At 58.3% G+C, this 12,892-nt stretch carries 19 protein-coding genes and 1 tRNA gene; all 20 read left to right on the top strand.

The features are described 5' to 3' along the window. Nucleotides 1-72: 72 nt before the first annotated feature. Entirely contained in the window at nt 73-1,806 is a 1,734-nt protein-coding gene (locus tag C8C93_RS22490) for an ABC transporter substrate-binding protein (RefSeq protein WP_121508363.1), read from the top strand. Between the two features lie 191 nt (nt 1,807-1,997). Beyond that, the gene (locus C8C93_RS22495) at nt 1,998-3,590 is read left to right on the top strand and encodes a glycerol-3-phosphate dehydrogenase/oxidase (RefSeq protein WP_121508938.1); all 1,593 of its coding nucleotides are present in this window, start codon (nt 1,998-2,000) and stop codon (nt 3,588-3,590) included. A 195-nt stretch (nt 3,591-3,785) separates the two neighbouring features. Further along, nucleotides 3,786-4,154, top strand: coding sequence for a 50S ribosomal protein L14 (gene rplN, locus C8C93_RS22500; protein ID WP_007861702.1), 369 nt, complete (start codon nt 3,786-3,788; stop codon nt 4,152-4,154). Nucleotides 4,155-4,163: 9 nt separating this feature from the next. Beyond that, on the top strand, nt 4,164-4,484 hold the full coding sequence (gene rplX / locus C8C93_RS22505) for a 50S ribosomal protein L24 (RefSeq protein ID WP_055395669.1): 321 nt from the start codon (nt 4,164-4,166) through the stop codon (nt 4,482-4,484). A 9-nt stretch (nt 4,485-4,493) separates the two neighbouring features. Continuing rightward, nucleotides 4,494-5,033, top strand: coding sequence for a 50S ribosomal protein L5 (gene rplE, locus C8C93_RS22510; protein WP_055395671.1), 540 nt, complete (start codon nt 4,494-4,496; stop codon nt 5,031-5,033). Between the two features lie 8 nt (nt 5,034-5,041). Next, the gene (gene rpsN / locus C8C93_RS22515; RefSeq protein ID WP_007861712.1) at nt 5,042-5,347 is read left to right on the top strand and encodes a 30S ribosomal protein S14; all 306 of its coding nucleotides are present in this window, start codon (nt 5,042-5,044) and stop codon (nt 5,345-5,347) included. A gap of 20 nt (nt 5,348-5,367) precedes the next feature. After that, nucleotides 5,368-5,763 (top strand): 30S ribosomal protein S8, encoded by a 396-nt coding sequence (gene rpsH / locus C8C93_RS22520; protein ID WP_008906523.1) that lies wholly within the window; start codon nt 5,368-5,370, stop codon nt 5,761-5,763. A 25-nt stretch (nt 5,764-5,788) separates the two neighbouring features. Further along, nucleotides 5,789-6,322 carry a 50S ribosomal protein L6 gene (gene rplF, locus C8C93_RS22525; RefSeq protein WP_121508364.1) on the top strand — a complete coding sequence of 178 codons (534 nt, stop codon included), beginning with the start codon at nt 5,789-5,791 and terminating at the stop codon, nt 6,320-6,322. Between the two features lie 11 nt (nt 6,323-6,333). Next, nucleotides 6,334-6,699, top strand: coding sequence for a 50S ribosomal protein L18 (rplR, locus tag C8C93_RS22530; protein WP_005793639.1), 366 nt, complete (start codon nt 6,334-6,336; stop codon nt 6,697-6,699). Between the two features lie 17 nt (nt 6,700-6,716). Continuing rightward, on the top strand, nt 6,717-7,235 hold the full coding sequence (gene rpsE / locus C8C93_RS22535; protein ID WP_008906520.1) for a 30S ribosomal protein S5: 519 nt from the start codon (nt 6,717-6,719) through the stop codon (nt 7,233-7,235). Nucleotides 7,236-7,249: 14 nt separating this feature from the next. Then, the gene (rpmD, locus tag C8C93_RS22540) at nt 7,250-7,432 is read left to right on the top strand and encodes a 50S ribosomal protein L30 (RefSeq protein ID WP_007861725.1); all 183 of its coding nucleotides are present in this window, start codon (nt 7,250-7,252) and stop codon (nt 7,430-7,432) included. Between the two features lie 10 nt (nt 7,433-7,442). Continuing rightward, complete coding sequence (gene rplO, locus C8C93_RS22545; RefSeq protein WP_121508365.1) at nt 7,443-7,874, top strand: 50S ribosomal protein L15; 432 nt, start codon at nt 7,443-7,445, stop codon at nt 7,872-7,874. Between the two features lie 24 nt (nt 7,875-7,898). Then, complete coding sequence (secY, locus tag C8C93_RS22550) at nt 7,899-9,218, top strand: preprotein translocase subunit SecY (RefSeq protein WP_055395679.1); 1,320 nt, start codon at nt 7,899-7,901, stop codon at nt 9,216-9,218. Between the two features lie 145 nt (nt 9,219-9,363). Beyond that, on the top strand, nt 9,364-9,477 hold the full coding sequence (rpmJ, locus tag C8C93_RS22555) for a 50S ribosomal protein L36 (RefSeq protein WP_005793651.1): 114 nt from the start codon (nt 9,364-9,366) through the stop codon (nt 9,475-9,477). A 23-nt stretch (nt 9,478-9,500) separates the two neighbouring features. Beyond that, entirely contained in the window at nt 9,501-9,866 is a 366-nt protein-coding gene (gene rpsM, locus C8C93_RS22560) for a 30S ribosomal protein S13 (RefSeq protein ID WP_008906516.1), read from the top strand. Nucleotides 9,867-9,882: 16 nt separating this feature from the next. Beyond that, nucleotides 9,883-10,287 (top strand): 30S ribosomal protein S11, encoded by a 405-nt coding sequence (rpsK, locus tag C8C93_RS22565; protein ID WP_005793662.1) that lies wholly within the window; start codon nt 9,883-9,885, stop codon nt 10,285-10,287. 90 nt (nt 10,288-10,377) lie between these two features. Further along, on the top strand, nt 10,378-11,001 hold the full coding sequence (gene rpsD, locus C8C93_RS22570; protein ID WP_055395681.1) for a 30S ribosomal protein S4: 624 nt from the start codon (nt 10,378-10,380) through the stop codon (nt 10,999-11,001). A 112-nt stretch (nt 11,002-11,113) separates the two neighbouring features. Next, a complete protein-coding gene (rpoA, locus tag C8C93_RS22575) occupies nt 11,114-12,106 on the top strand; it encodes a DNA-directed RNA polymerase subunit alpha (protein WP_008906514.1) in 993 nt (330 codons plus the stop codon). Between the two features lie 87 nt (nt 12,107-12,193). Then, on the top strand, nt 12,194-12,586 hold the full coding sequence (rplQ, locus tag C8C93_RS22580; RefSeq protein WP_008906513.1) for a 50S ribosomal protein L17: 393 nt from the start codon (nt 12,194-12,196) through the stop codon (nt 12,584-12,586). A 22-nt stretch (nt 12,587-12,608) separates the two neighbouring features. After that, a tRNA-Met gene (locus C8C93_RS22585) sits at nt 12,609-12,685 on the top strand. Nucleotides 12,686-12,892: the final 207 nt, after the last annotated feature.

Raw genomic sequence — 12,892 nt, forward strand, 5'->3', positions numbered from 1 at the left:
AGGCCTGGCCTGGTTCCCCCCCGGGTTGGTGCCGGTCTACCAATGGGGGTCTCAATCTGAGAGGAGACAGCAATGAAGATGCAGTTCAAGGCGATCGCTTTCGCCGCCGCGGCTCTGGCGATGGGGCAGGCTGCCTGGGCCGGCGAGGCCGAGGCCAAGAAGTGGATCGACAGCGAATTCCAGCCATCCACGCTGAATAAAGACCAGCAGATGGCCGAGATGAAGTGGTTCATCGACGCAGCCAAAAAACTCCAGGCCAAGGGCGTGAAGGAAATTTCGGTGGTGTCCGAAACCATCACCACGCACGAATACGAATCCAAGACGCTGGCCAAGGCGTTCGAGGAAATCACCGGCATCAAGGTCAAGCACGACCTGATCCAGGAAGGCGACGTGGTCGAGAAGCTGCAGACCTCCATGCAGTCGGGCAAGTCCATCTATGACGGCTGGATCTCGGACTCGGACCTGATCGGCACGCACTACCGCTACGGCAAGATCCTGAACCTGACCGACTACATGGGCGCTGCGGGCAAGGAATGGACCAACCCCGGCATCGACCTCAAGGACTACATCGGTACCAAGTTCACGACCGGCCCCGATGGAAAGATGTACCAGCTGCCTGACCAGCAGTTTGCCAACCTGTACTGGTTCCGTGCCGATTTGTTCGACCGCAAGGACATCAAGGACAAGTTCAAGGCCAAGTACGGCTACGACCTGGGCGTGCCGCTCAACTGGAGCGCCTACGAAGACATCGCTGAGTTCTTCACCAACGACGTGAAGAACATCGACGGCAAGCCCATCTACGGCCACATGGATTACGGCAAGAAGGACCCATCCCTGGGCTGGCGCTTCACCGATGCCTGGCTGTCCATGGCGGGTACGGCCGACATCGGTGCGCCCAATGGCCTGCCGATCGACGAATGGGGCATCCGCGTGGCCGACGACAAGTGCACGCCCGTGGGCGCCAGCGTGGCCCGTGGCGGTGCGACCAACTCGCCCGCAGCCGTCTACGCCCTCACCAAGTACGTGGACTGGATGAAGAAATACGCGCCTAAGGAAGCCACGGGCATGACCTTTGGCGAGGCCGGCCCCGTGCCCGCCCAGGGCCAGATCGCGCAGCAGATCTTCTGGTACACCGCCTTCACGGCCGACATGACCAAGCCCGGCCTGCCCGTGGTGAATGCCGACGGCACGCCCAAATGGCGCATGGCCCCTGGCCCCAACGGCCCCTACTGGAAGCAAGGCATGCAAAACGGCTACCAGGACGTGGGCAGCTGGACCTTCTTCAAGGACCACGATGCCAACAAGACGGCTGCCGCCTGGCTCTACGCACAGTTCGTGACGGCCAAGACCACGTCGCTGAAGAAGACCATGGTCGGCCTGACCCCGATCCGCGAATCCGACATCCAGTCCAAGGCCATGACCGACATGGCGCCCAAGCTGGGTGGTCTGGTGGAGTTCTACCGCAGCCCTGCCCGTGTGGCGTGGTCGCCCACTGGCACCAATGTGCCTGACTACCCCAAGCTGGCCCAGCTCTGGTGGAAGAACGTAGCCCAGGCCGTGACGGGTGAAAAGACGCCCCAAGGCGCCATGGACACGCTGGCCGACGAAATGGACCAGGTGATGGCCCGTCTGGAACGCGCTGGGATGGCCCATTGCGCTCCCAAGCTCAACCCCAAGAGCGACACCGCCAAGTGGCTGAGCGACAAGCAAGCGCCGTGGGCCAAGTTGGCCAATGAGAAGCCAAAGGGCCAGACGATTGCGTACGGCACCTTGTTGCAGGCCTGGAAGGATGGCAAGGCGCGGTAAGCCTGTTTAACCCGCCGTCCTGCTTACTGTGACGATGCTTCAGGCAGCCGTGGCTCACAAGGTCTCTGGCTGCCTTTTCATTAAAGACCGTCCCCAGTGCCTTTGGAGGCCTGGGGCCGGATCTCCCCCCGAAGTGACAAAAATTCAAGGGTAAACCCTTATTTTTTGCTTCGCCCATGGACAATCACCCCATGACTACTGCCTCTGCTCCCCTCCCCACACGGCGTGCCGACCTTTTGGCGCGTTTGGCCCAGCCCCACCACTATGACCTGGCGGTGATTGGCGGTGGGGCTACAGGCCTGGGGGTGGCGCTGGATGCGGCGGCCCGAGGGTTCAGCGTGGTCTTGGTGGACTCGCATGACTTCGCCAAGGGAACCTCGTCCCGGGCGACCAAATTGGTACACGGCGGTGTTCGTTACCTGGCGCAAGGCAACATCGCACTGGTGCGCGAGGCGTTGCATGAGCGCACGACCTTGCTTCACAACGCGCCCCACTTGGCGCAACCCCTGCCGTTTGTGATGCCGTCATACCACTATTGGGAGACGCCGTTTTACGGTATCGGCCTCAAGATGTACGACGCTTTAGCAGGGAAGGCGGGCTTGGGCGCCACCGAATTCATGGGGCGCGCACGCACATTGGAGTGCCTGCCCACGGCCCGCCCCGAAGGCCTCAAGGGTGGCGTCAAGTACTGGGACGGACAGTTTGATGACGCCCGTCTGGCTTTGGCCTTGGCGCGCACGGCCGCCAGCCTGGGCGCCCTGGTGGTCAACTACTGCCCTGCGCGGTCGTTGATTCACGAAGCTGGCAAGGTTGCAGGCTTTGTGTGTGAAGACGCAGACAGTGGCCAGCAGTTCACCGTGCGCGCGCGTACGGTTGTGAATGCCACCGGCGTATGGGTGGATGCCCTGCGCCAGATGGACGGAGAGGCCATAGGCCGCCCCGTCAAGCCCATTGTGGCGCCCAGCCAGGGGGTGCATATCGTGGTGGATCGGGAGTTTCTTCCGTCCGACCATGCGTTGATGGTTCCCAAGACGGCCGATGGCCGGGTCCTTTTTGCCGTGCCGTGGCTGGGAAAGCTCATTCTCGGGACCACCGACAGTCCGCGCCAGGACATCGTGCGTGAGCCGCAGCCTTTCCGGGAAGAGGTCCGGTTCATCCTGGACGAATCGGCGCGCTACCTCATCCGTGCGCCCAAGGTGGAAGACATCCGGAGTATCTGGGTGGGCCTGCGCCCGCTGGTGAAGCCGCAGGATGACGATGGTGACAACACCAAGAAAATCAGCCGCGAGCACACCGTGCTCGCCAGTCGCAGTGGCCTGATCACCGTGACGGGAGGCAAATGGACCACCTACCGCGCTATGGCTGAAGATGTGTTGCAAAAATGCTTCACCACGGGCCTGCTGCCGGAAAAACCGTCGGGTGTGACCAATCATTTGCCTTTGGTGGGAACCCCTGAAGGGGCTGTTCAACATCGCATCAGTGATGCCCAGGGACTGCACTCCTACGGGAGCGAGGCGGCGGTTGTCCGGGACATTGCCGGTGCGCAGACCGATCTTGGTGGGGGGCTGACAGAAGCCATGGTGCGCTTTGCCGCCCGCTACGAATACGCCTGCACGGTAGAGGATGTGTTGGCCCGTCGCTCCCGGTTATTGTTCCTCGATGCCCGCAAGGCCATCGAGCTAGCCCCAGCGGTCGCTGACATCCTGCGTGCGGAGCTGGGTGCCGACCCCCACCTGGATGCCTTTTTGGAGCTGGCGCAACAGTATTTGCAGGTTCCGGCCTGATGGGGCGCTTGACTTCGTAAAAGTCTTTTGCAATAATCGAGGGCTTCGCGTTTCCTACGTGAAGTTTCTGCCCAGCGGGAAGTGCTGCAAATGGTTTGCGGTGCGGACGACGGGCCCAAGACTGACTGGCTGATTTGCAGCCCTTGAGAAGTTCTCTGGGGCTGTTGTCTTCTGGTGCAAGTTGGGAATATTGAAATGATCCAGACAGAATCTCGGTTAGAGGTTGCCGACAATACCGGCGCCAAGTCCGTCCTTTGCATCAAGGTGCTGGGTGGCTCGAAGCGTCGCTATGCAAGCGTTGGCGACATCATCAAGGTGAGCATCAAAGAAGCCGCTCCACGTGGCCGCGTCAAAAAAGGCGAGGTTTACAGTGCAGTGGTGGTTCGCACGGCGAAGGGTATTCGTCGCGGCGATGGTTCGCTCGTCAAATTCGATGGCAACGCCGCAGTGTTGCTGAATGCAAAGTTGGAGCCTATCGGCACCCGTATCTTTGGACCCGTGACGCGTGAACTGCGTACCGAGAAGTTCATGAAGATCGTGTCTCTGGCTCCTGAAGTTCTCTAAGGACGCGCCATGAACAAGATTCGCAAGGGCGACGAAGTCATCGTGCTGACCGGCCGTGACAAGGGCAAGCGCGGCACGGTGTCGCTGCGCAAGGATGACTCCTACGTGGTCATCGATGGCATCAACCTAGTCAAGAAGCACGCCAAGCCAAACCCCATGAAGGGTACGACGGGCGGCATCGTTGAAAAGTCCATGCCAATTCATCAGTCCAACGTGGCCATCTTCAATGCCGCTACGGGCAAGGCTGATCGCGTGGGCATCAAGGTGCAGGCTGACGGTTCGCGCATTCGCGTGTTCAAGTCCAGCGGTGCTGAAATCAAGGCGGCCTAAGGGGTAAACATGGCACGACTCCAAGAAATTTACCGCGACAAGATCGCTCCCGAACTGGCCAAACAGTTCGGCTACACCTCGCCGATGCAGGTTCCCCGTCTGACCAAGATCACGCTGAACATGGGCGTGAGCGAGGCAGTCTCGGACAAGAAGGTGATGGACAACGCTGTGGCTGACCTGACCAAGATTGCTGGTCAAAAGCCTGTGGTGACCAAGGCCAAGAAGGCTATCGCTGGTTTCAAGATCCGCGAAGGCCAGGCCATTGGTTGCATGGTCACGCTGCGTGGCGTGCAGATGTATGAGTTCCTGGACCGTTTCGTGACCGTGGCTCTGCCTCGCGTTCGTGACTTTCGTGGTATCTCTGGTCGCGCGTTCGATGGTCGTGGCAACTACAACATCGGCGTCAAAGAACAGATCATCTTCCCTGAAATTGAGTACGACAAGGTCGATGCCTTGCGCGGTCTCAACATCAGTATCACCACGACGGCCAAGTCCGACGAAGAAGCCAAGGCGCTTCTCGCTGGTTTCCGTTTCCCGTTCAAGAACTGAGGCGAAGCATGGCTAAAGTAGCTTTGATCCAGCGCGAACTGAAGCGCGAAAAACTGGCAGCCAAGTACGCAACCAAATATGCGGAACTGAAGGCAATCGCTGGCGATGCCAAGCGCAGCGACGAAGAGCGCGATGCAGCCCGCCTGGGCCTGCAAAAGCTCCCTCGCAACGCCAACCCGACGCGTCAGCGCAACCGTTGCGAAATCACTGGTCGTCCACGTGGCACCTTCCGTCAATTCGGTCTGGCTCGCGCCAAGATCCGCGAACTGGCTTTTGCAGGCGACATCCCCGGTGTCACCAAAGCCAGCTGGTAAGCAGGCAGGAGAGATTAAACATGAGCATGAGTGATCCCATCGCTGACTTGCTGACCCGCATCCGTAATGCACAGATGGTCGCCAAGGCCACGGTTCTGGTGCCTTCTTCCAAAGTGAAGATTGCCATCGCCCAGGTGCTGAAGGACGAAGGTTATATCGACGGCTTCCAGGTGAAAACCGAAGCCGGCAAGTCGGAACTCGAAATTGCCCTGAAGTACTACGCAGGTCGCCCCGTGATTGAGCGCATTGAGCGCGTCAGCCGCCCTGGCCTGCGTGTCTACAAAGGCCGTGATTCCATTCCACAAGTCATGAACGGTCTGGGTGTGGCAATTGTCACGACGCCCAAGGGCGTGATGACTGATCGCAAGGCGCGTGCTACCGGTGTCGGTGGCGAAGTGCTCTGCTACGTGGCCTAACCCGCGGCATTGAGGAGAAACTGAAATGTCCCGAGTAGGAAAAATGCCCGTGACCATCCCCGCAGGCGTGGATGTGTCCGTGAAAGATGACCAGATCTCTGTCAAGGGTACTGGTGGCGCTCTGTCGCTGGCGCAAAACACGCTGGTGAAAGTGTCCAGCAATGACGGCAAGCTCAGCTTTGAGCCTGCTAACGAATCCCGCGAAGCCAATGCCATGAGCGGCACGATTCGCCAGTTGGTCAACAACATGGTGGTCGGTGTCAGCAAAGGCTTTGAAAAGAAGCTGAGCCTGGTAGGTGTGGGCTACAAAGCCGCTGCCTCAGGCTCCAAGCTGAATCTGGCTGTTGGCTATTCGCATCCGGTCAATATCGAAATGCCCGCAGGCATCACGGTTGCCACCCCGACGCCCACGGAAGTGGTGATCAAGGGTGCAGATCGTCAGCGTGTCGGTCAGATCGCTGCTGAGATTCGTGCTGTTCGTCCACCTGAGCCCTACAAGGGCAAGGGTATCCGCTACGCGGACGAAAAGATCACGATCAAAGAGACCAAGAAGAAATAAGGAGCTGCAACATGTTGACCAAGAAAGAGCAGCGTCTTCGTCGTTCGCGCCAGACCCGCATCCGCATTGCACAGCAAGGCGTGGCACGTCTCACGGTGAACCGTACGAACCTCCATATCTACGCCAGTGTGATCTCCGGCGACGGCAGCAAGGTGCTGGCAAGTGCATCCACGGCGGAAGCCGACGTGCGCAAGTCGCTCGGCGGTTCGGGCAAGGGTGGCAATGCTGCAGCAGCCCAGATCATCGGCAAGCGTATCGCTGAAAAGGCGAAGGCTGCAGGTGTCGAGAAGGTTGCATTTGATCGCGCAGGCTTTGCTTACCACGGTCGCGTCAAGGCTTTGGCCGACGCAGCCCGTGAAGCTGGCTTGCAGTTCTAAGCGGAGCGGAATACAAAATGGCTAAATTTCAACCCAAAGTGCAGAACGAAGGTCAAGACGACGGTCTGCGCGAAAAAATGATCGCGGTCAACCGCGTGACCAAAGTCGTGAAGGGTGGCCGTATTCTCGGTTTCGCCGCACTGACGGTGGTTGGCGACGGTGATGGCCGCGTGGGCATGGGCAAGGGCAAGTCGAAAGAAGTGCCAGCTGCTGTGCAAAAGGCTATGGAAGAAGCTCGTCGCAACATGGTCAAGGTCTCGTTGAAGAACGGCACCATCCACCACAATGTGACCGGCCACCATGGCGCTGCTGTTGTGATGATGGCACCTGCTCCAAAGGGTACCGGCATCATCGCTGGCGGCCCCATGCGTGCAGTTTTTGAAGTGTTGGGTGTGACTGACATCGTGGCCAAGAGCCATGGTTCGTCCAATCCCTACAACATGGTCCGTGCAACGTTTGACGCGCTCGTCAATTCGACCACCCCGTCGAATGTGGCGGCCAAGCGCGGCAAGACAGTCGAAGACATCTTCGCCTGAACCGGAGCTTGAAAATGACAACGCAACAAACCGTCAAGATTCAACTGGTGCGCAGCCCGATTGGCACCAAGGAATCGCACCGCGCCACCGTTCGTGGCCTGGGTCTGCGCAAGCTCAATAGCGTGAGCGAACTGCAGGACTCGCCCGAAGTGCGCGGCATGATTAACAAGATCAGCTATCTGGTCAAAGTCCTCTGAGAGATAGATCATGGAACTCAATAGCATCAAGCCCGCAGACGGCGCCAAGCATGCCAAGCGCCGCGTAGGCCGTGGTATCGGCTCCGGCCTGGGCAAGACCGCTGGCCGTGGTCACAAGGGTCAGAAGTCTCGTGCCGGTGGCTACCACAAGGTTGGTTTTGAAGGCGGTCAAATGCCTTTGCAACGCCGCTTGCCCAAGCGTGGCTTCAAGTCGCACTTGCTCAAGTTCAACGCAGAAGTGACGCTGACGGCATTGGATCAACTCGGCCTGACCGAAGTGGATGTCCTCGCTCTGAAGCAAGCGGGCCTGGTTGGCGAATTGGCCAAGGTGGTGAAGGTCATTAAGAGCGGTTCCCTGACCAAGGCTGTCAAGCTCAATGGCGTGGGTGCTACGGCTGGTGCCAAAGCAGCGATTGAAGCTGCTGGCGGCAGCGTCGCCTGAGTGTGGCTCTGAAGGAAGGCATCTGTGGCTACTAGCGCGGCTCAAATTGCAAAGACCGGGAAATTCGGCGACCTCCGTCGTCGTCTGGTTTTTCTGTTGCTTGCGCTGGTCGTGTACCGCATTGGGGCTCATATCCCTGTGCCAGGCATCGATCCAGCCCAACTCCAGCAGCTCTTCAGTGGCCAGCAAGGCGGCATCCTGAACCTGTTCAACATGTTTTCCGGTGGTGCGCTTTCGCGCTTCACGGTTTTCGCTCTGGGGATCATGCCGTACATTTCGGCGTCGATCATCATGCAGCTGATGACCTATGTGGTTCCCACATTCGAGCAGTTGAAAAAGGAAGGCGAAGCCGGTCGCAGGAAGATCACTCAGTACACCCGCTATGGCACGTTGGGCTTGGCCCTGTTCCAGTCGCTGGGAATTGCCGTGGCGCTGGAAAGCTCTGCTGGCTTGGTCCTGAGCCCCGGTTTCGGGTTCCGAATGACCGCTGTGGTCAGCTTGACGGCTGGCACGATGTTCCTGATGTGGCTGGGTGAGCAGATCACAGAGCGTGGCTTGGGTAACGGGATCTCGATCCTGATCTTTGCGGGCATCGCCGCTGGGTTGCCTAGTTCGATTGGTGGCCTTCTTGAGCTGGTTCGTACGGGTGCCATGAGCATTCTGGCCGCTATCTTCATCGTCCTCGTCGTTGGTCTAGTGACTTACTTCGTGGTGTTTGTCGAGCGAGGTCAGCGCAAGATACTGGTGAACTACGCTCGCCGGCAAGTAGGCAACAAGGTTTATGGTGGCCAATCGTCGCACCTGCCCCTGAAGCTGAACATGGCAGGCGTGATTCCTCCGATCTTTGCCTCGTCGATCATTTTGCTGCCAGCAACGGTGGTGAACTGGTTCAGTGCTGGTGAATCGATGCGCTGGTTGAAGGATATCTCGGGTGCGTTGACTCCTGGTCAGCCTATCTACGTGATGTTCTATGCTGCAGCCATCATCTTCTTCTGCTTTTTCTACACGGCTCTGGTATTCAACAGCCGTGAAACTGCAGACAACCTGAAGAAGAGCGGTGCGTTCATTCCAGGCATTCGCCCAGGTGAACAGACGGCCCGTTATATCGACAAGATCCTGGTGCGCCTGACATTGGCAGGCGCTGTGTACATCACCTTTGTGTGCTTGCTGCCAGAGTTCCTGATCTTGAAGTACAACGTTCCGTTCTACTTTGGTGGAACCTCGCTGTTGATCATTGTGGTGGTGACCATGGACTTCATGGCCCAGGTTCAGAACTACATGATGTCGCAACAGTATGAGTCGCTGCTCAAGAAAGCCAATTTCAAGGGCAACGCAGGCGGTTGATGATGAGGAAGGCAGTGCTGCACTTGCGACACTGCCTGCAAGGAACTGAATATCGGTTGAGTTGGCGCCCCACGATTTTTCGCGGGCACAAATTGTGTTCCGTGCGAAGCAGCCGGGACGGATGGAAAAGTTTTAGGAGAATGCAATGAGAGTTTCGGCTTCGGTCAAAAAAATCTGCCGCAACTGCAAGATCATCCGCCGCAAGGGTGTGGTGCGCGTGATCTGCACGGATCTGCGTCACAAGCAGCGCCAAGGTTGATTGGAAAGTATTAGAGGACGCATATGGCACGTATCGCTGGCATTAACATTCCGCCGCACAAGCACGCGGAAATCGGTTTGACCGCCATTTTTGGCATTGGTCGCACCCGCGCTCGCAAGATTTGCGAAGCAACTGGTATCGCTTACTCCAAGAAGATCAAAGATCTGACGGACGGCGATCTGGAAAAAATTCGCGAGCAAATCGAGCAGTTCACCATTGAAGGTGACCTGCGCCGCGAAACCACGATGAACATCAAGCGTTTGATGGACATCGGCTGCTATCGTGGCTTCCGCCATCGCCGCGGTCTGCCAATGCGTGGTCAGCGCACCCGTACCAATGCTCGCACTCGCAAGGGTCCGCGCAAGGGTGCAGCTGCACTGAAGAAATAAAGATTGAAAGATCATCATGGCTAAGTCTCCTGCCAATAACGCAGCTCAGCGCGTTCGCAAGAAGGTCCGGAAGAACGTTTCGGACGGTATTGCACACGTGCACGCCTCGTTCAACAACACCATCATCACGATCACCGATCGCCAAGGCAATGCTTTGTCGTGGGCATCGTCCGGTGGACAAGGTTTCAAGGGTTCGCGCAAGTCCACCCCATTCGCAGCCCAAGTGGCTTCGGAAGTGGCCGGCCGCGCTGCCATCGATCAAGGTATCAAGAACCTTGACGTTGAAATCAAGGGTCCCGGTCCTGGCCGTGAATCTTCGGTCCGCGCACTGGGTGCCCTGGGCATCCGTATCACGTCGATTTCTGACGTGACGCCAGTGCCGCACAACGGCTGCCGCCCTCAGAAGCGTCGTCGTATCTAATCTCTCTAAGCCCACCGCCGCCTGTGAACGCGCAAGCGCCTCAGGCGGCTCCCGCAATGGTTTGCGGCAGATGACACAAAGGAAGCTCAAGTGGCACGTTACCTCGGCCCCAAGGCCAAACTCTCCCGCCGTGAAGGCACGGACCTGTTCCTGAAGAGCGCCCGTCGCTCGATCGCCGACAAGTCCAAGTTCGACTCCAAGCCTGGTCAACACGGCCGCACCTCGGGTGCCCGTACCTCTGACTACGGTCTGCAACTGCGCGAAAAGCAGAAGGTCAAGCGCATGTACGGCGTGCTGGAAAAGCAATTCCGCCGTTACTTCGAAGCCGCTGAAGGCAAGAAGGGCAACACCGGCGCCAACCTGCTGTTCCTGCTGGAATCCCGCCTCGACAACGTCGTGTACCGCATGGGTTTCGGTTCGACCCGTGCTGAAGCCCGTCAGCTGGTGTCGCACAAGGCGATTACCGTGAACGGCAAGTCCGTGAACATTGCTTCCTACCTCGTGAAGACGGGCGACGTGGTGGCTGTGCGCGAAAAGTCGAAGAAGCAAAACCGCGTTGTGGAAGCCCTGCAACTGGCCGCACAAGTGGGTATGCCTGCCTGGGTGGAAGTGAATGCCGACAAGGCTGAAGGCATCTTCAAGAAGGTGCCTGACCGTGATGAGTTTGGCGCCGACATCAACGAATCCCTGATCGTTGAGTTGTATTCGCGCTAATCGCTCGGTACATATTTCGAGAAAACCGTCCCTGAACCGCGAGGCATCGCGGTTTAGGCGCTTCACCAGCCTTACCGGTGTAACGAGCTGGGGGTATTGAGAGGAAGTCTGAATGCAAACCAATTTGCTGAAACCCAAGGCGATCAATGTCGAGCAGCTTGGCCACAATCGTGCCAAGGTCGCACTGGAGCCGTTCGAGCGTGGGTACGGCCACACGCTGGGCAACGCCATCCGGCGCGTCCTGCTCTCGTCCATGGTGGGTTACGCAGCGACGGAAGTCACCATTGCAGGCGTTCTGCACGAGTACTCGTCCATCGATGGCGTTCAGGAAGATGTGGTCAACATCCTCTTGAACCTCAAGGGCGTGGTGTTCAAACTGCACAACCGCGATGAAGTCACGCTGAGCCTGCGCAAGGATGGCGAAGGCGTGGTCACCGCGCGCGACATCCAGACGCCTCATGACGTCGAGATCGTCAACCCCGATCACGTGATTGCCAACCTGTCGGCAGGCGGCAAGCTGGACATGCAGATCAAGGTGGAAAAGGGCCGTGGTTACGTGCCTGGCAGCCTGCGCCGTTATGCTGACGAATCGACCAAGTCGATCGGCCGCATCGTGCTGGATGCTTCGTTCTCGCCCGTCAAGCGCGTGAGCTACACCGTGGAAAGCGCCCGTGTGGAGCAGCGTACCGACCTGGACAAGCTGGTGGTTGAGATCGAAACCAACGGTGCCATCACCGCTGAAGACGCTGTGCGCGCCTCGGCCAAGATCCTGGTGGAACAGCTGGCTGTGTTCGCACAGCTCGAAGGTGGCGAGCTCGCTGCGTTCGACGCACCGGCAGGCCCGCGCGGCAATGCCACGTTCGATCCGATCCTGCTGCGTCCTGTGGACGAGCTGGAACTGACCGTTCGTTCCGCCAACTGTCTGAAGGCCGAGAACATCTACTACATCGGTGACCTGATCCAGCGCACCGAGAACGAGCTGCTCAAGACGCCTAACCTGGGCCGCAAGTCGCTCAACGAGATCAAGGAAGTGCTCGCATCGCGTGGTCTCACGCTGGGCATGAAACTGGAAAACTGGCCACCAGCTGGCTTGGACAAGCGTTAAGTTATAATTTTTGGTTCCCCGCCGGGAACAGTGCCTCGGGCAGTACCTGATACGGCTGCCTGATTTAATTACTCAAAGGAAAGCACCATGCGCCACGGACACGGCCTCCGCAAACTCAACCGTACCAGCTCGCACCGCCTCGCGATGCTGCAGAACATGATGAATTCGCTCATCGAGCACGAAGTCATCAAGACCACCGTTCCCAAGGCCAAGGAACTGCGCCGCGTGATCGAGCCCATGATCACCCTGGCCAAGGAAGATTCCGTAGCGAACCGCCGTCTTGCATTCAACCGCCTGCGCGACCGTGATAGCGTGACCAAGCTCTTCAATGACCTGGGTCCTCGTTTCAAGGTGCGTCCCGGTGGCTACACCCGTATTCTGAAGATGGGCTTCCGTGTGGGCGATAACGCTCCCATGGCGCTGGTCGAATTGGTCGATCGTGCTGCTGAAACCGAAAATAATTCGGCAGCAGCTGAATAATAGGGTATAATTTATTTCTTACCGCGCGATGGAGCAGTCTGGTAGCTCGTTGGGCTCATAACCCAAAGGTCGGAGGTTCAAATCCTTCTCGCGCAACCAACATGGCAGGCCTCTGCTAAACAAAACGCCCACTACACAGTGGGCGTTTTTGTTTCTGCCTCTCGGACCGTGCGGAATTGGCACTCTGGCTTTCCAGGTGATTTCTTTCAACCCGGCAAATGGCCTTTCATGTCGCCGTCATCCGGCATGGCATGTTTTCACAAACGAGGGCCTGGCCCTGGGCTATCGGGGGAGCCTTGGTGTTTG

Source organism: Acidovorax sp. 93 (assembly GCF_003633835.1).
GTDB lineage: Bacteria > Pseudomonadota > Gammaproteobacteria > Burkholderiales > Burkholderiaceae_C > Acidovorax > Acidovorax facilis.